Source organism: Cupriavidus sp. SW-Y-13 (assembly GCF_009793345.1).
GTDB lineage: Bacteria > Pseudomonadota > Gammaproteobacteria > Burkholderiales > Burkholderiaceae > Cupriavidus.
Genome location: NZ_WHLX01000002.1, coordinates 257,326 through 276,413, shown reverse-complemented (window position 1 = coordinate 276,413; position 19,088 = coordinate 257,326). Strand labels below are relative to the sequence as shown.

Genomic DNA, 19,088 nt, shown 5'->3' with positions numbered 1-19,088 from the left:
ACGCAAAAACCGTGCGCTGCAGCGTCGCGCCCGCGATGCGGCGTGCGAAATCCCGCTTCACGAGGCTGGAGGCGGGCTGGCCTCACCATTGCGCGATGCGCGCAGCCACTCGGGCAGTTCGCCCTTGGCTGCGTAATCTTCCAGACGGTTGTACAAAGTCTTCAAACTGATACCCAGGATTTCCGCCGCATGTTTCTTCACACCGGAGCACTGCTCCAGCGTGGCAAATATCAACTGGCGATCGGCTTCGGCCAGCGACATGCCCACCGGCACCGATACCACCGCGTTGCCCGCGCTGGGCGCGGCGGCCACCTGCAGCGGAATCTGGACTTCGGTGATCACATCCTGGTCTGCCATGATGTAGGCGCGTTGCACGAAATTGCGAAGCTCGCGCACATTGCCCGGCCAGGAATGCATGCGCAGGCTTTCCAGCACGGTCGCCGAGAACCGGCGCTGCGTGCCCTGCTCCGCATTCAGTTGTTCGAGCATGGTGTTGCCGATCTGCACCACGTCATCGCCGCGCGCACGCAGCGGCGGCAATTCGATCGGGAACACATTGAGCCGGTGATAGAGGTCCGCACGCAGCTTGCCTTCCGCCACCGCTTCCTCGGGGTTGCGATTGGTAGCGGCCAGCACCCGCACATCGGCATGCGTCTCGCGGTTCGTGCCCACCCGCATGAACGAGCCGGTCTCCAGCACGCGCAGCAGCTTGACCTGCAATTCCAGCGGCATCTCGGTAATTTCGTCGAGGAACAGCGTGCCGCCATCGGCGCGTTCGAAATAACCCTTGTGCTGGCGGTCTGCCCCCGTGAAGCTGCCGCGTTCGTGGCCGAACATCTCGGTCTCGATCAGCGTGGGCGAGATGGCGCCGCAATTGACTGCGAGGAACGGCTGGCGACGGCGAGCGGACAGTTCGTGAACCGTCTGCGCCGCCAGTTCCTTGCCCGTGCCACTTTCGCCAATCAGCAGCACCGTGGCCTCCGTGGGGCCAACCTTGCCCAGCTGGTCGTACACCACCTGCATCGCTTCGGAACTGCCGAGCAAGCGGCCAAAGCGGCCATACCGGCGCAATTCGCCTCGCAGCGAATGCACTTCGGCGCGCAGTTCGCTGGTGGTGGCAATGCGCTTGAGCACCGTCTGCAGGCGCGTGACGTTGATCGGCTTGACCAGATAGTCGGTGGCGCCCAGGCGCAGCGCCTCCACGGCGGATTCCACGCTGGCATAGCCAGTGGTCAAAATCACCTCGACGCCGCTCGAACCTACTTCGTCGAACAGTTCCATGCCGTTGCCATCCGGCAGGCGAAGGTCGGCCAGGATGGCGTCGGGCATGCGCCAGCCGATCTGGAGGCGCGCTTCGCGAAGGTTTCCGGCCGTACCGGACGAAAAGCCTTCGATCGCCACGATTTCCGCCAGCGCCGCGCAGGCGTTTTCGTCGTCGTCAACGATCAGGATATGTGGCATAGGAGATTCGGATGGCGTCGTCGGACCGGCGTCTGTTTGTCATGGGCCCGGGGGCTGGGTTGATCTGTCATTGTGCACGGCAGCACCCCGCAACAGCCTGTACGGGAATGGCACGCGCACAACGATAGCCTGAAGTGTAGCGATCGAGTCTTCAAGGTTATGCCGGTGTCTGTCTTACACGCCTGTGGGATCATGCCGCGACAGCGCCCCAGGCGGTAGCCACCCGGCGCGCGAGCAGATAGCATGCTAGGCATCATCCACCATTGCAACGAGTCCGTGCATCGCCGGCAGCCATCTGCTGCCGGGAACCGTCGACTCCCCGATCCGTGTCAACCACCGCCACGCTACCTTCCGGACGCTCCGCCCTGCCCGCCCTCCGTACCCCGGGGCGCCGCGCCGTGCCCGCCCAGGTCTCGCTGTTCTGGGAGAGCACCGCGCCGGCGATGCAGCGCCTGATCGGCCAACTCAATCGTGTGGCGGCCACCGACGTGACGATGCTCGCCGTGGGCGAAAGCGGCGCGGGCAAGGAAGTGGTGGCCCGGGCCGTCCATGAACGCAGCACCCGCAAGTCCGGCCCCTTCGTGGCGGTGAATTGCGGCGCCATTGCGCCGACGCTGATCGAATCGGAATTGTTCGGGCACGAGAAAGGCGGCTTCACGGGCGCGCTGGAGCAGAAGGCGGGATATTTCGAACAGGCACAGGGCGGCACGCTGTTTCTCGACGAAGTCACCGAGATGCCGCTGGAGATGCAGATCAAGCTGTTGCGCGTGCTGGAAAGCCGGTCGTTCCATCGGGTGGGCGGCGACGCCCCCATGGTCAGCGATGTGCGCATCCTGGCAGCCACCAACCGCGACCCGATGGATGCCGTGCGCGGCGGCCAGCTACGGGAAGACCTGTTGTATCGCCTGGCCGTCTTCCCGCTGCATATTCCCCCGCTGCGCGAGCGCACCGAGGATATCGTGCCGCTGGCGCGCCATTTCCTCGAAGAATTCAATGCGATGGAGCAGACCGAGAAAAGCTTCGCGCCGGGTTCGCTGGAGCGGCTCGCGCGTTATGACTGGCCCGGCAATGTGCGCGAACTGAAGAACACCATCTACCGCGCCTATATCCTGGCAGACCGCCAGATCGAGATCGGCAACCCCGGGCTGGCGGGTCAACCACCGCGCCCGACCACGGTCGATGGCGTGGTCAGCGTCCGCGTGGGCACCACGCTGGCCGATACGCAGCGCGAGATCATCCTCGCCACCCTCGCCAAGTTCGATGGCGACAAACGCCAGGCTGCCAAGGCGCTCGGCATCAGCCTCAAGACGCTCTACAACCGTCTGGACGTCTACCGGGCGGGCTGATCCCGCCCCGCTTTTTCCCGCTTTTTCTTCCTTCCGCCGCTTCCCCCCTTTGCGTGGAAAAGTGCCGCTGTCCTGACCCGAACGGGTGAAGGACCGCGCATGCATTTTTCCGCGCAAACCCAATGCTGACAAGGTTTCCCGCCGGTTGGAAAGGTGGCGGAACCGGGCATTCCTACTACTTGCGACCACTGGCCCATGTATTTCTTACATGCGGCGGTTTTGCCCGCCAAAGCCGGACCTGTCCGAAACCGTTGCTGCACCGCACTTCCCGCCATCTGGCCCCACGTGGGTTCGCGTTGGCATGCCGCTCGCATGCTTGTCCCGAATTGACTCTCCCGCGCCCACCCTGCCCCAGGGCGCTCACGGCCAAGGACGTGTGACGTGCGGATTTGCCAACTCAACCTGATAAATGCCCGGGCAGTCGAGGATGAAGCGCTGGAACGTGCGGCGCGGCTCGGGTTCGACCATATCCTGCTGTCCGGCTGGACTGTGCCGCAGATACCGCCCGAGACGCTGCGCGCCGCGCTGGAAAATTGCCGGCGCCGCGGTCTGGCGCCGCTGCTGGATCTTGCGCTGGATCGCCTGCCGCACGAGGCAGCAGCCCAGCATGACGGCTGGGTGGATCATGCCCGCCCGGCGGGCAGTCCCGAAGCGACGGACAACCACCTGCCCGGCGTGCGCGCCCGCTGGTTCGACGCGGACACTGCCGAACAACTGGTGGCGTGGTGGAGCGCGCAACTGGCCGAAGCGGTGTCGGCTGGCGTGGCCGGCTTCTGCTGCCGCGCGCCGTCGCGGGTGGCCGGGCGCCATTGGCGCGAACTGATCGAGACGCTGCGCCGCAGCGACGCGGCGTCCGTCCCGACCTTCCTCGCCTGGACGCCCGGCACCACGCCGCAGCAACTCGACGATCTGGCCGAGGCACCGTTCGACGGCGCATTTTCATCGCTGCCGTGGTGGGATTACCGCAGCGCCTGGCTGATGGAGGAGATCGCCCGCCTGCGCCGGTTTGGCCGTGTACTGGCCGCCCCCGCGCTGGCCCCGGACGGGGCCGACGTGCTGGCCGCGCGTCGCGCATTGTGGACGGCGGCCGCAATTGGCGACGGCTGGCTCGTGCCATCGGGATATGAAACCGGCGCGGCGCATGCGCATCGCATCGACACTTCGCCCGTCACGCAATCGGATGGCCATCCCGACAACATCGTCGATGCGCCGTACGACCTGACCCACGAACTCCTGCAAGCCAACAACTGGCTCAAGGCGCGTGACGCGGAGCCCGCCGTCGCGGTACGTCAGCTCAGTGGCCCCGACGCGCCGCTCACTGTCCTGGCCCGCCTGCCCCGACATCTGGCGAATGGCACAGCGGGTGCACCCGCGCTGACGGTCGTGCTCAATCCGTGCCCCATCGCGCCCGCCTCGTTCGGCGCGGACCGCGTGCTGAGCGCGCTACCGCAGCCCGCCGCCACGCTTTACCCTACCGAAGGCGGCCCGGGCGGCACGCTGGAGGCCGATGCCACGCTCGATCCCAGCAGCACGATCACCTTGCCGCCTGCCGATATCCGGCTGTTCGAGGCACGGCCCGCGGTTCGACCCGCAACGTTGCCCGCGCAGTCCAAGCGCCGCAACGGTGCCAAGGGCACCGACCGCACGCTCGCCGCTGCGATGGACGCCCCGCGCGTCGCCATCGAAAACCTCGCTCCCACGGCAGACCATGGCCGCTTTGCTGTGCGCCGCACCGTGGGCGAGCGCGTGGAAGTGACCGCCGATATCTGGATGGACGGGCACGACAAGCTCGCGGCCGCAGTGTTATGGCGCGCGCCCGGCGAACAGGTGTGGCATGCCTCGCCCATGGCACCCGTCGTCAACGACCGTTGGCGCGGCAGCTTCCCCATCGTCGCGATGGGTCGTCACGAATTCACGGTCGAGGCATGGCGCGATACCTTCGCCAGTTGGCTCGACGAGGTCGGCAAGAAACGCAAGGCCGGCGTGAACATCGCCCTAGAAATCGAGGAAGGGGCGCGGCTCGTTGCCGAAACGCTGAACACACCGGAAGGCAGCACGATTGCAGAGTCCCGCGAGATCCTTGCCGATCTTGCTGGCGCATCGGGTGACGACGCGCTGCGCCTGGAAATCCTGCTCTCGCCGCGCACCGACAGCGCAATGCGCGCGGCCATGCTGACACCGGCCGGTCGTCCGTTCGCGAGCCGCTATCCGACCGCAATGCCCGTGGAAGCGGATCGCCTCGCAGGACGCTTCGCAAGCTGGTATGAACTGTTTCCGCGTTCCGAGAGTGGCGACGTCAATCGGCACGGCACGTTCGACGATGTGATCCGCCGTCTGCCAGCCATTCGTGCGATGGGCTTCGACGTACTGTACTTCCCGCCGATCCACCCCATCGGACAAGCGCATCGCAAGGGCAAGAACAACAGCCTCAAGGCCGAACCTGGCGATGTAGGCAGCCCATACGCCATTGGCAGTGCCGAAGGCGGACACGACGCGTTGCACCCCGAACTCGGCACGCTGGATGATTTCCAGCGGATGCGCCGCGCCGCTGCCGACCTCGGCATCGAACTGGCGCTCGATTTCGCCATCCAGTGCTCGCCCGATCATCCGTGGCTGCGCGAGCATCCCGAATGGTTCTCGCATCGTCCTGACGGTTCGCTGCGCTACGCGGAGAATCCGCCGAAGAAGTACGAGGACATCGTCAACGTCGATTTCTACGCCACGCCGCCCGCAGGCGAGCAACTGTGGGCCGCGCTGCGCGATGTGGTGATGTTCTGGGCCGATCAAGGCGTGCGCATCTTCCGCGTCGACAATCCGCACACCAAGCCGCTGCCGTTCTGGGAGTGGCTGATCGCGGACATCCGTGCAAAGTATCCGGACACCCTGTTCCTGGCCGAGGCTTTCACGCGGCCCAAGATGATGGCGCGGCTGGCCAAGCTCGGCTTTGCGCAGTCGTACACATACTTCACGTGGCGCAATACCAAGGCCGAACTGACCGAGTACATGACCGAGCTGACGCAGACACCGCTGCGCGAGTTCTATCGTCCGCACTTCTTCGTCAACACGCCCGATATCAACCCGTACTTCCTGCACGATGGCGGACGCCCCGCGTTCTTGATCCGTGCCGCCCTTGCTGCGCTGCTGTCAGGGCTCTGGGGCATGTACAACGGCTTCGAGGTTTGCGAGAGCGCGCCGCTGATTCTGAACGGCGTGGAGAAAGAGGAATATCTCGACTCCGAAAAATACGAACTGCGCGTGCGCGACTGGAACGCGCCCGGCAACATCGTGGCCGAAATCTCGCGCCTCAACCAGATCCGCGCCAACCATCCTGCGCTGCAGAGCCACCTGGGCGTGCGCTTCTACTACGCCAGCGACGACGCCGTGCTGTACTTCGCGCGCTTCATGCCCAACGATACCGGCGGTCCGGGCGTGTTTGGCGATGACGTGCTGCTGGCCGCCATCAGCCTGGACCCACGCGCGCCGCGTGAAAGCGATATCGAGATTCCGCTCTGGGAATGGGGCCTGCCCGACCACGCGACGGTCGATGTCGAAGACCAGATGTTCGGCAAGCGCTTTACGTGGCAGGGCAAGCGCCAGCGTATTCGCCTGGACCCGCACACGCTGCCGTTCGCCCTCTGGCACGTCACGCCGCAAGCCTCGCAGGAAACGCCGCAACAGAACCCGGGAGACCCGGCATGAAGCGACTATCGGAACGTACCAACGCCGCACTGCTCAACGCCGACCCGCTCTGGTACAAGGACGCGGTCATCTATCAACTGCACATCAAGTCGTTCTACGACGCGAACGGCGATGGCGTAGGCGATTTCGCGGGCCTGCTCGCCAAGCTCGATTACCTGGTCAACCTTGGTGTCGATACGGTGTGGCTGCTGCCCTTCTATCCCTCGCCGCGCCGCGACGATGGCTATGACATTGCGGACTACCGCAACGTCCACCCCGACTACGGCACGCTCGCGGAAGTGAAGCGCTTTGTCTCGGCGGCGCATGCGCGCGGCCTGCGCGTGATTACCGAGCTCGTCATCAACCATACGTCGGACCAGCATCCGTGGTTCCAGCGCGCCCGCAAGGCCAAGCCCGGTTCGGCGGCGCGCAACTACTACGTGTGGTCCGACAACGACCAGAAATACGCGGGTACGCGCATCATCTTCTGCGATACCGAGAAATCCAACTGGAGCTGGGACGCCGAGGCCGGCGCGTATTTCTGGCACCGCTTCTACTCGCACCAGCCCGACCTGAACTTCGACAATCCGCAGGTGCTCAACGAAGTGCTGTCGGTGATGCGGTTCTGGCTCGACATCGGCATCGATGGCCTGCGGCTCGATGCCGTGCCCTACCTCGTCGAGCGCGAAGGCACCAGCAACGAGAATCTGCCCGAGACGCACGAGGTCATCCGCAAGATCCGCAAACACCTCGACGAACACTATGAAGGGCGCATGTTGCTGGCCGAGGCCAATATGTGGCCCGAGGACGCGCAGCAGTATTTCGGCGGCAGCAGTGGCGGCGGCACCGCCGACACCACGGGCGCGGCCAGCCCCGATGGCGGCATCGAGGGCGACGAGTGCCAGATGTCGTTCCACTTTCCGCTGATGCCGCGCATGTACATGGCCATTGCGCGCGAAGATCGCTTTCCGATCACGGACATCATGCGGCAGACGCCGGAAGTGCCGCCCAACTGCCAGTGGGCCATCTTCCTGCGCAACCACGACGAACTCACGCTGGAGATGGTCACCAGCAGCGAGCGCGACTATCTCTGGCAGGTCTATGCCTCCGACCGCCGCGCGCGCATCAACCTCGGCATCCGCCGCCGCCTGGCACCGCTGATGGAGCGTGACCGCCGACGCATCGAGCTGATGAACAGCCTGCTGTTCTCGATGCCCGGCACGCCCGTGATCTATTACGGCGACGAGATCGGCATGGGCGACAACATCCATCTGGGTGATCGCGATGGCGTACGCACGCCGATGCAGTGGTCCCCCGACCGCAACGGCGGCTTCTCGCACGCCGACCCCGAGCGGCTGGTGCTGCCGCCGCTACAGGGTCCGCTCTACGGCTACGAAGCCGTCAATGTGGAGGCCCAGAACCGCGATCCGCATTCGCTGCTGAACTGGATGCGCCGCATGCTGGCGCTGCGCCGCCAGCATCGCGCATTCGGGCGCGGCACGCTGCGCTTCCTTTTCCCCGGCAATCGCAAGGTGCTGTCGTACCTGCGCGAATACGACGGCGAACACATCCTGTGCGTGGCCAACCTTTCGCGCGCCCCGCAGGCCGTGGAACTCGATCTTTCCCAATTCGCGGGCCGCGTGCCCGTGGAAATGCTTGGCGCCACCCCGTTCCCGGCCATCGGCCAGCTCACATACCTGCTGACGCTGCCGCCCTACGGCTTCTACTGGTTCGTGCTCAGCGAGGATGCGCAGCCGCCTTCCTGGCACGTGGATGCACCGGAACAGATGATGGATCAAGTCACGCTTGTCGTGCAGAACAACGCTGGCCGCTCGGAACTGACCGAGTCCGCGCGCCGGGCGTTGACCACCGAGGTACTGCCGCCCTATCTGGCGCGGCGCCGCTGGTTCGCCTCGAAGGGGGAACGGATCGAGCGCGTGAACGTGGCCTATGCATGGCCCATTGCGCGTGTGGGCACTACCGAGGAAGTGTGGCACTGCGAGGTCGAGGTGATGTTGCCCGGCCGCACCGAGTGCTATCAGTTGCCCGTCGCGCTGTTGTGGGACCGTGAATCCACCGAAGGCATGTCGCAACTCGTACATGGCCTGTCGATGGCGCGCGTGCGACGCGGGGCGCGCGTGGGTGTGGCCACCGATGGCTTTGTCGTCGAACCTTATGCGCGTGCGGTGATCAAGGCCATGCGTGACAGCGTACAGGCCGAGACCACGCACGGCATCATCCGCTTCCTTCCCGAACCAGGACTCGCCGACGCGCCGCTCGAATCCGAACCAGTGCAGTGGATGTCCGCCGAACAGTCGAACAGTTCGCTGGCCTATGGCAACACCGGTGTGCTGAAACTTGTGCGACGCGTGGCAGGCGGCATCCATCCCGAAGCCGAGATGACGCGTTACCTGACCACGCATGGCTACACGCATTCCGCGGCGTTGCTCGGTGAGGTCGTACGCACGGGCACGGACGGCACGCCGCACACGTTGATGCTGTTGCAGCGCTATATCCTGAATCAGGGCGATGGCTGGGACTGGACGCTCGACTACCTGGGCCGCGCCATTGACGACGCACTGCCCGCCACCGAAAGCGACGAAGATTTCGACGAGGCGTTGAAGGGCTACGCCACGATGGTCGGCACACTGGGCCAGCGGCTTGCGCAACTGCACGCCGTGCTGGCGCGCGCCACCGACGAACCTGCTTTCGCACCGGAAACCGCCGGCGACGATCAGGCCGATGCGTGGGCCGAAGAAGCGCTGAACTCGCTGAATGAAGCACTGGATCTGCTCGACGCGCGCCGCAGCGAAGCCAAGGGCGCATTCGCGCAGGACATCGACACCCTGCTGGCTGCGCGCAACCGGTTGCCGCATCTTGTGGCGCGACTTGCCACTGCCGCGTCGGGCAGCCTGCAAACCCGCATCCATGGCGACTTCCACCTCGGCCAGGTGCTGATCGCGCAGAACGATACCTATCTGGTGGACTTCGAAGGCGAGCCGCGTCAGCCGCTGGCATTCCGGCGCCGCAAGACCTCGCCGCTGCGCGATGTGGCGGGGCTGCTGCGTTCGCTCGACTATGCCGCGGCCATGGTGGGCACCGACCGTCAGGAACGCACGCATTCGCAACTGCCGCCCGCGCAGGCGGATCGCCGCGCGGCGTTGCTGGATCGATTCCGCGAGACGGCCAATGCCGCGTTTCTGCATGGCTACGAGGACACCATGAACAACGCCGGCCAGCCGTGGGCCACCGCCGCGCAGTTCGCGCCGTTGCTGAACCTGTTCCTGCTGGAACGCGCCGCGTATGAAGTGGGTTACGAAGCGGCCAATCGCGTGGCATGGATCGACCTGCCTGCCAGCGGACTGGCGCGGCTGGTGCGCAAGCTGGGAGACGACGATGGCCAGAAATGATGCTGCCACGCTCGACCTGCCTGCCCCCACGCTGCCCACGCCGGTCATCGATGCCCTGCGCGAAGGCCGTCTGGCCGACCCATTCGGCGTGCTCGGCCCGCATCGCGACGAACACGGCATCGTGGTGCGCGCCATCGTGCCCGGCGCCGAAGCATTGCAGTTGACGGATGCGCGCGGCGAAGCCGTGGGGGATATGTTGCGGCTGCATGCGGATGGCGTCTTCGCCGGCCGTCTGCCCGGCTTTGCGCAGGGGCATCCCGTGGCGCAGGACTACCGGCTGCGCATACGCTGGCCCGATGGCGGCGAGCAGATCAGTACCGATCCCTACGCCTATCACGTGTTGCTTGGCGAGCTTGACCTGCATCTCTTCAACGAAGGACGCCACCTTGAACTCGGCAGTTGCCTCGGCGCGCAGTGCGTCACGCTCGACAACGAGGCCGGTGTGCGCTTTGCCGTGTGGGCACCCAATGCGCAACGCGTGTCCGTGATTGGCGACTTCAACGGCTGGAATCCCGCGCGCCACCCCATGCGGCTGCGGCACGGCTCAGGTATCTGGGAGTTGTTCGTTCCCAGCGCCATGGGTGCGCAGGGTGGCAGCCGCTACAAGTACGACCTGACCGGACCGAACGGGCAACCCGTCCCCGACAAGGCCGATCCGTTGGCGCAGGCCACCGAGATTCCTCCGGCCACGGCATCGGTTGTGGCGTGTGCGGGTCATGATGCGCCGCCGTTCCAGTGGAACGACGAGGCGTGGATGACACAACGCGCGCAGGCCGATCCGTACGCCGCGCCGATGTCCGTTTACGAACTGCACGTCCTGTCGTGGCAACGCGTGGTCAACGATACCGAGCGCGGCTGGGACATCCTGGCCGATCGGCTCGTGCCCTATATCCGCGACCTTGGCTTCACGCATATCGAACTGTTGCCAATCACCGAGCATCCGTTCGGCGGATCGTGGGGCTACCAGCCGCTGTCGCTGTTTGCGCCCACCTCGCGGCTTGGCTCGCCTGCGCGCTTCGCCGCGTTTATCGATCGCTGCCATCAGGCCGGCATCGGCGTGATTCTCGACTGGGTGCCCGCGCACTTTCCGACCGATCCGCACGGACTGGCCGAATTCGACGGCACCGCGCTCTACGAGCATCAGGACCCGCGCGAAGGCTTTCATCAGGACTGGAACACGCTGATCTACAACCTCGGCCGCAACGAGGTGCGTGGTTTCCTGCTGGCCGGCGCGGTGCACTGGCTGGAACACTTCCATGCCGATGGTTTGCGCGTGGATGCAGTGGCCTCGATGCTCTATCGCGACTACAGCCGGGAAGCCGGGCAATGGGTGCCGAACCGCTTCGGTGGCCGCGAGAATCTCGAAGCCGTGGCGTTCCTGCGCGAACTCAACAGCCTGGTGCGCGAGCGCTGCCCCGGTGCGCTGACCATTGCGGAAGAATCCACCGCATGGCCCGGCGTCACGGCCAGCGTGGAGTCGGGCGGACTCGGCTTCCATTTCAAGTGGAACATGGGCTGGATGCACGACACGCTGCGCTACCTGTCGCACGAACCCATCCATCGGCCCTGGCATCACGGCGACATGACGTTCGGCATGGTCTACGCATGGTCCGAAGCGTTCGTGCTGCCCATATCGCATGACGAGGTGGTGCATGGCAAAGGGTCGATGATCGGCAAGACCCCCGGCGACGACTGGCAGAAGTTTGCCAACCTGCGCGCCTACTACGGCTTCATGTGGACGCATCCCGGCAAAAAGCTGCTGTTCATGGGCGGCGAGTTCGCGCAGTGGCGCGAGTGGAATCACGACACTGAACTGGACTGGCCGCTGCTCGACCAGCCCGCGCATCGTGGCGTGCATTCGCTGGTGCGCGATCTCAACCGGCTGTATCGCGACCTGCCCGCGCTCCATGCGATGGATCATCGGTCCGAAGGCTTCCAGTGGATCGTGGGTGACGATCACCAGAACAGTGTCTTTGCCTATCTGCGCCGCGCCGCGCCGCACAGCAACGATGTGGTGCTCGTGGTGGTCAACATGACGCCGGTGCCGCGCGAGGGCTATCGACTCGGCGTGCCGTGTGCGGGTGTGTGGGAAGAGAGCCTGAACACCGACGCCGCCATCTACGGCGGCAGCAACGTGGGCAATGGTGGCCGTGTCTCCACCGATGCCTCGCCGTCGCACGGCCAGGCCCACTCGCTCGCATTGACGCTGCCGCCACTGGCAACGCTGATCCTGCGCCCCGCGCCCGACTCACCGGGGTAAGCCTCGCACCGCCTTACGACTCCACGACACCACGGCAGTACGACAACAAGACTGACAGAACAACCACAACAAAGATAACAAGGAGGATCGCGCATGGCGAGCAATACGGTGGATCGGCTGCTGCCCGGCAAGCCTTATCCGCTCGGCGCCCACTGGGATGGGCTGGGCGTCAACTTTGCGGTGTTCTCGGCCAACGCCAGCCGTATCGACCTGTGCCTGTTTTCCGGCAACGGGCGCAAGGAAATCCAGCGGTTGCCGCTGCCCGAATGCACCGGCGAAATCTGGCACGGCTATCTGCCGCACGCGCAGCCGGGCCTGCAATATGGCTTTCGCGCGTTTGGTCCCTATGAGCCCACACGTGGCCATCGGTTCAATCCGCACAAGCTGCTGCTCGACCCTTATGCCCGCGCCCTCAGCGGCCCGGTGCGCTGGTCTGACGCGCTGTTCGGCTACCGCCTCAACAGCCCGCGCGCGGACCTCACACCCGACCGCCGCGATAGTGCGCCGACCATGCCCAAGGGCATCGTCGTCGACCAGAGTTTCAACTGGGGCGACGACCGCCCGCCGCAACACCCGTGGCCGCAAACCTCGATCTATGAAGTGCACGTGCGTGGCGCATCGATGTTGCGCGAGGACCTGCTGCCGCAGTATCGCGGCACCTTTGCCGCGCTGGCCGATCCGCGCTTCATCGACCACCTGCATCGCATCGGCGTCACGTCCATCGAGCTATTGCCGATCCACGCCTTCCTGCAGGACCGCTTCCTGATCGAGCGGGGCCTGCGCAACTACTGGGGCTACAACACGCTCTCGTTCTTCGCGCCGGAACCGCTCTACCTGTCCGGCCGCCAGCACCACGAGGTCAAGATCGCCATCCGCCGGCTGCATGCGGCAGGCATCGAGGTATTGCTCGACGTGGTCTACAACCATACCTGCGAAGGCAATGAGCTGGGGCCGACGATGTCATGGCGCGGCCTGGACAACGCCAGCTACTACCGGCTGGTGCCCGGCGACGAGCGCCACTACATCAACGACACCGGCTGCGGCAACACGCTGAATCTCTCGCATCCGCGCGTGCTGCAGATGGTCATGGATTCCCTGCGCTACTGGGTGGAGAACTTCCACGTGGACGGCTTCCGCTTCGACCTTGGCAGCACGCTGGGGCGCGAGCCGCATGGCTTCGATCCCAACTCGGGGTTCTTCGACGCCATCCTGCAAGACCCGGTCCTGTCGCGCACCAAGCTGATTTCCGAACCTTGGGATCTTGGACCCGGCGGTTATCAGGTGGGCAACCATCCGCCCGGCTTTGCCGAATGGAACGACAAGTTCCGCGACAACGTACGCCGCTTCTGGCGCAGCGACGCGGGCCAGCGCGGTGAACTGGCCGCGCGCATCACGGGTTCGGCAGATCTGTTCGATCATCGCCATCGCAAGCCATGGGCAAGCCTGAACTTCATCACCGCGCATGACGGCTTCACGCTGGCCGACGTGGTCAGCTATGCGCACAAGCACAACGAGGAGAACCGCGAGGACAACCGGGACGGCAACGACGACAACGCCAGCGCCAACTGGAGCGCAGACGGCAGCGTGGAAGGCCCGACGGACGACGAAGGCATCCTGGAGACACGCAGCCGCGTAGCACGCGCGATGATGGCCACGCTGCTGCTCTCGCAGGGCACGCCGATGATCACTGCTGGCGACGAATGGGGACGCACCCAGCGCGGCAACAACAATGCGTATTGCCAGGATAACGAACTGTCGTGGCTGAACTGGGACGATGCCGCCAGTCCGGCCAATGCGCCCATGATGCGCGTGGTCAGCCGCCTGCTGGCGCTGCGCCGGCAACTGCCCGTGCTTACCGAGAACCGCTTCGTGCATGGCCGCTCGCAACCGGCACCGGGCCTGCCCGACATCGCCTGGTTCGGTCCCGATGGCAACGAACTCAGCAGCGATCAGTGGGCAAATGCCGAAGACCGCACGCTCGCACTGCGTCGCGCCACGCATAGCCGCGAGGAAGAAGTCGAGGTCATCCTGCTGTGCCTCAATGCGAGCCATGACGACGTGTTCTTCCGCATGCCCACGCCGGGCGAGGACTGGCGCCTGCTATTCGACAGTGCCGCGCCCGATCTCGAAGACGAACCCGTGGCGCTCGATGCGGAAGGCCGGCCTGCCTACAAGGTGGCGGCACATGGCCTGGCGTTGTTGTCGGCCGCCGTGCCGCGCGAAGAGGACCCTTCATCGTGAGCCGCCATTCATGAGTACCAACGGACCCCTTCGCGATCTGGCCGAACGTGCCGGGCTGCAATTGCAGTGGCGCGACGCCTGGAACCGTCCACAGACGCTGTCCGACGACGCGCTGCACACGGTGCTGACCGCGCTCGAATTGCCATGCAGCACACCGGGTGAATGCGAGGCATCTCGGGCCTGGCTGGCTGCCGACGATGCCGCGCACCCGCTGCCGCCGTTGATCACCGCAGATCTGGGACAGCCCGTCAGCGTGCCGTGGATTCACACCATGCCCCAGCGTCCGTATCGCCTGACGCTGGAAGATGGCAGCATTGTCGAAGGCATCGCGCATCGCAAGGCCAATGGCGAGATGGAAATCGCGCCAGTTTCGCAATGGGGCTACCACCATCTGCGGCTGGGCGATGTGGAGACCACGCTCGCCATTGCACCGCCGCGCTGCTTTGGCGTAGCCGATGCACTGGCCGATTCGCCGCGCCGCGTGATCGCCACCAGGCCATGGGGCCTTTCCGTGCAACTCTATGGCCTGCGTCATGGCGCGTCGCGCGGCCTTGGCGACCTCACCACGCTCGCGCAGTGCGCCGAAGCTGCCGCACAGGCCGGCGCCGATGCCGTGGCGATCAATCCGCTGCATGCGGGCTTCTCCGCGCTGCCTGGACGCTACAGCCCTTACGCGCCATCGAGCCGCATCCTTTTCAACCCGCTCTACGCCGACCCCGCACACGTGTTCGGTGACGATGCCGTGGCGCAGGCTATTGCGGCACTCGCCCTCGGCTCGCCATTCGCGGACGCCGAAGCGCGCACCGAGATCGACTGGACGGCCGTCTCCGCACTGCGCCTGGCGGTGCTGCGCTGGCTATGGGATCGGCACGACGCGCTGCTCACGCCATCGCAGCAGCAAGCGTTCTCCGCATTCCGCGCACGCGGCGGCAAGGCGCTGTTGGCACATGCATGCTTCGAGGCCATCCAGGCGGATCGCATGCGCGAGACGCCTGACACGGCAGCCGACTGGCGCCAGTGGCCCGAAACATTGCGGAGTCCCGATGCGGCCGCCGTCACCGCATTCGCCGCCACGCATGCCGATGCCATCGGCTTCCACACCTTTCTGCAATGGCTGACGTCCGAAGGGCTCGAATCCGCGCAGCAATGCGCGCGGCGGTCGGGCATGGCGATCGGTGTGATTGCGGATCTGGCAGTGGGCACCGATCCCGGTGGCAGCCACGCATGGACCCGGCAATCGGAGATCCTGAACGGCTTTCACGCGGGCGCGCCGCCCGACCTCTACAACCCGCTGGGGCAGGACTGGGGCGTGGCAGTGTTTTCGCCGCGTGGACTGCGGCGCCATGGTTATGCCGCATTGATCGAAATGCTGCGCGCCAACCTCGCCCATGCAGGCGGGTTGCGCATCGACCACGTGCTCGGACTGGCGCGCATGTGGCTGGTGCCTGCGGGCGCGCCAGCCAGCCAGGGTGCCTATCTCACCTATCCGCTCGACGACATGCTGCGGCTCGTCGCCATCGAATCGTGGCGGCATCGCGCCATCATCATCGGAGAAAACCTGGGGACCGTGCCGGAGACCCTGAACGCCGCACTGTCGGCGCGCGGCGTGCTGGGCATCGACGTGCTGTGGTTCGAACGCAAGGCCAGCGAGGAAGACGAAGCGGAGGGTGAAACTCCCGCTGCAACGGAGGCACCCACGGCGGCCGAACCGGTGATCGCGCCATTCCTGCCACCCGATCAATGGCCGACGCAGGCCATCGCCACGACAACCACGCACGACTTGCCCACGATCGTGGGTTGGTGGTCGGGCAACGACATCCGGTGGCGGGCACGGCTGCACCAATTGGGCGAGCACGACACCGAGGCCGCCCTGCTCGATGCGCGTGCACAGGAGCGCGGCGCGTTGTGGCAAGCGATGTGCGAAGCCAATGCGGTGCGTGGCGCGCAACCCGGCCCTGACGCCGCCCCGGTGGAAGCCATCCTTGCCTGGCTGGGCCGTGCCGCCACGCCGTTGCGGCTGGTGCCCGTGGAAGACCTGCTTGCGCTGCGCGAACAGCCCAACCTGCCCGGCACCATCGACGCGCATCCCAACTGGCAACGCCGCCTGGACCCCACCGTGCGTGACACGTTCTCGCGCAACGATGTGCGCGGCCGCATTGCCGCGCTACGGGGCGAGGCGATATGACGACGATGTCAATGCGCCCCGGCGTCGTTCCCTTCGGCACCCGAGAATTGCAGCGCGCGGCACAGGGCGTCGACGGTCAGCGGCTTGACCAGATGCGCGTCGAATCCCGCAGCTTCCGTGCGGCGGCGATCCTCGACCGTCCCGCGTCCGGTCAGCGCAAAGACACGCATGCCCGTGTGGGCGGCGCGCAGCAGCGGCAACACTTCGAAGCCGCTCATGTCGGGCATCTCCAGGTCGAGCAGCACCACATCGGGTGCGAATTCACGCACCAGCTCCACCGCCCGCATGCCCGTGTAGACGGGGCGCGCTTCATGGCCCAGCACGGTCAGCAGCTCTGCCATGCTGTCGGCGGAATCCATGCTGTCGTCGACGATCAGGATGCGCTTGCCCGCGCATTCGCCCATGGTGGCGCGCGGGACATTGGCACCGTCCATCTCTACCTGGGGCAGGATCACCGTGAACGTACTGCCATGACCCTCGCCCGCACTGGTGGCCTGTATCACGCCGCCGTGCGCTTCGACAATTGCGCGCGCCAGCGCCAGTCCGATGCCGAGTCCGGTGCGCGCGGTGTCATCGCCCTCCTGCGCAAACAGGCTGAAGATGCGGTCCAGCGCAGCCGGCGCAATGCCGCGTCCGTTGTCAGCGATCGACGTGATCACGTTGGCGTCCGCGACACGGACCGTCACCGCAAGGGCACCGCCCCGCGCCGTGTATTTGGAGGCATTGCTGAGCAGGTTCGACATGACCTGTTCCAGGCGCTCTGCGTCGCCGTTGACGAACACCGGTCCGGACGGCAGCGCCACGGCAAGTTGCTGGGCCGCATTCTCGATGGCTGGACGCATGGCCTCCACGGCAGCGGACACCACCTCGTTGTAGAGAATGGGCACAGGCTGCACCTTGAGCTTGCCACTGGTGACACGACCCACATCCATGAGATCGGACACCAGCCGCGTGAGCAGGTGGAGTTGCCGGCCGATGATTTCCGAGCAATGCCGGATGCGCGGATCGCTGACGGGAATCAGCCGGATCACGTCCACCGCATTGCGGATGGGCGCCAGCGGATTGCGCAACTCATGGGCCAGGATCGCCAGGAACGCCTGCACACGATGCCCCGCATGTTCGAGTTCGGCCAGCCGCGCGGTATCCGACATATCGCGCGCCGTCCACAGGATGCCGCTGACGCTGCCGTGGCTATCGCGCTGCAACACCTGGCGGACTTCGCAACGCAGCATGGCGCCGTCGTGGTGCTGCAAGCGTTCTTCGCCCACCCACTCGCCCTTGCCACGCACCGCCTCCAGCGAAGCCGCCTCGCCCGGCTGCCCATCCGGTCGCCGTGGATAGAGCACACCCACCGCACTGCCAGCGACTTCTGCGGCGGTATAGCCAAAGAGCGACTGCGCACCCGCACTCCAGCTCCGGATTTCGCCTTCGACACTGAGTTCGCACACCGCGCACGCCACGAATTTATCCAGCACGTCGAGCAATTGCCCAGACCGGGCCTCGGCGTTGGCGGCCTGTTCTCCGGCTGCGTATTCCACCGTGATGTCGCGGCAGACCACGACATAGCCATCGGGTTGCGCAGTCAACGTGGTTTCCGCCACGAAGATGCTGCCATCGCGTCGGGCCTGCCAGCCTTTGAACCGGGCGCGGCCATCGGCCCGTGCGGTGGCAAACGCCTGGAGCATGGCCTCCGTGGTGTCCGTCGTGTCCTTCCCTGGGGGTTGGAATCGCGAGAGGTGCCAACCCAGTACTTCGTCCGCGTCATACAGGAAGACCTTGCGCGCGGCCTCGCTCCAGTTGCGCACTGCGCCGCTGGCAGTGGTCTCGAAGACTGCAGTGTCGTCCAGCGCGTCGATCCAGGTCTGCCACGGCGTGGTTTCCATCGTACTGTCTGCGCTATGCAGCGCGGGCGGCACGTGACGCGATGCGGCAACCGGCGTCAGGCGAGCCGTCTCCCGTTTAGACATGGGGGGTCCCTCTCTTATGGCGTGGGCGCTGCTTTTCTCGGAAGCGGGGCGAACGGTCGTGTGCGGGCGTCATGGCCGGCGCATCACCCTCTCATCATAGGCGGTAGCGCAACAACGATGTGCTCGCAGCGCGCACGGCTTGCAAGTTTTACAGCCACCGGTACGGTCAACCAGTCAGCCGCTCGCACGTTCTGCACGGGTACGCGCCACCGCGGAAGGCGGCGGCGGATGCTTGTCCGGCAAGTTGCGCGCCGGCTGGTCACCCTTTTCCTTGTTGTGGTCGGGGCTCTGGTCTGGCCGGCGGTCGGGCCGGCGCACCGGATCGTGCGGAATATGGGTCGCCATGGCGCGCCTCGCAATAGTTCGGGAAACGATTGGCGTGATCGTTCACGCCGACGGAAAGCGCTTTCGGGAAGGTCTTCCTCAGAGCATTTTCCATACCAGCCCGGTGCGGCTGGGTCCTCCACACCTTTCACTGGCTTGAATCTGTTAACCGTAGTACCAATCCACCTGACACCTGCCGAGGAGTTCCGCAAATGA

The 19,088-nt window shown here is 65.6% G+C and carries 9 protein-coding genes; 6 read left to right on the top strand and 3 right to left on the bottom strand.

What is annotated here, in order from left to right; all coding sequences use genetic code 11:
- Window positions 1–57: 57 nt before the first annotated feature.
- Window positions 58–1,461 (bottom strand): sigma-54 dependent transcriptional regulator, encoded by a 1,404-nt coding sequence (locus GA566_RS17100; protein ID WP_137924777.1) that lies wholly within the window; start codon window positions 1,459–1,461, stop codon window positions 58–60.
- Between the two features lie 326 nt (window positions 1,462–1,787).
- Here GA566_RS17100 and GA566_RS17095 point away from each other — a divergent pair, with 326 nt between their 5' ends.
- The 6 genes from GA566_RS17095 to malQ all read left to right on the top strand — a co-directional run bounded on the left by GA566_RS17095 (window position 1,788) and on the right by malQ (window position 16,581).
- Complete coding sequence (locus GA566_RS17095) at window positions 1,788–2,807, top strand: sigma-54 interaction domain-containing protein (RefSeq protein WP_370459319.1); 1,020 nt, start codon at window positions 1,788–1,790, stop codon at window positions 2,805–2,807.
- Between the two features lie 381 nt (window positions 2,808–3,188).
- A complete protein-coding gene (locus GA566_RS17090) occupies window positions 3,189–6,506 on the top strand; it encodes an alpha-1,4-glucan--maltose-1-phosphate maltosyltransferase (RefSeq protein WP_160473470.1) in 3,318 nt (1,105 codons plus the stop codon).
- Window positions 6,503–9,895: a maltose alpha-D-glucosyltransferase gene (treS, locus tag GA566_RS17085; protein ID WP_160473469.1), complete on the top strand. Its 3,393-nt coding sequence runs from the start codon at window positions 6,503–6,505 to the stop codon at window positions 9,893–9,895. Before GA566_RS17090 ends, treS begins: the two co-directional genes overlap by 4 nt.
- The gene (gene glgB, locus GA566_RS17080) at window positions 9,882–12,155 is read left to right on the top strand and encodes a 1,4-alpha-glucan branching protein GlgB (protein ID WP_160473468.1); all 2,274 of its coding nucleotides are present in this window, start codon (window positions 9,882–9,884) and stop codon (window positions 12,153–12,155) included. Before treS ends, glgB begins: the two co-directional genes overlap by 14 nt.
- A 93-nt stretch (window positions 12,156–12,248) precedes the next feature.
- The gene (glgX, locus tag GA566_RS17075) at window positions 12,249–14,396 is read left to right on the top strand and encodes a glycogen debranching protein GlgX (protein WP_160473467.1); all 2,148 of its coding nucleotides are present in this window, start codon (window positions 12,249–12,251) and stop codon (window positions 14,394–14,396) included.
- A gap of 10 nt (window positions 14,397–14,406) precedes the next feature.
- Window positions 14,407–16,581, top strand: coding sequence for a 4-alpha-glucanotransferase (malQ, locus tag GA566_RS17070; RefSeq protein ID WP_160473466.1), 2,175 nt, complete (start codon window positions 14,407–14,409; stop codon window positions 16,579–16,581).
- Window positions 16,582–16,589: 8 nt separating this feature from the next.
- Here the strand turns inward: malQ and GA566_RS17065 are convergent, their stop codons facing one another.
- Both GA566_RS17065 and GA566_RS17060 read right to left on the bottom strand, forming a co-directional pair.
- On the bottom strand, window positions 16,590–18,548 hold the full coding sequence (locus GA566_RS17065) for an ATP-binding protein (RefSeq protein WP_237380436.1): 1,959 nt from the start codon (window positions 18,546–18,548) through the stop codon (window positions 16,590–16,592).
- A gap of 174 nt (window positions 18,549–18,722) precedes the next feature.
- The gene (locus tag GA566_RS17060; protein WP_160473465.1) at window positions 18,723–18,893 is read right to left on the bottom strand and encodes a hypothetical protein; all 171 of its coding nucleotides are present in this window, start codon (window positions 18,891–18,893) and stop codon (window positions 18,723–18,725) included.
- Between the last annotated feature and the right edge of the window lie 195 nt (window positions 18,894–19,088).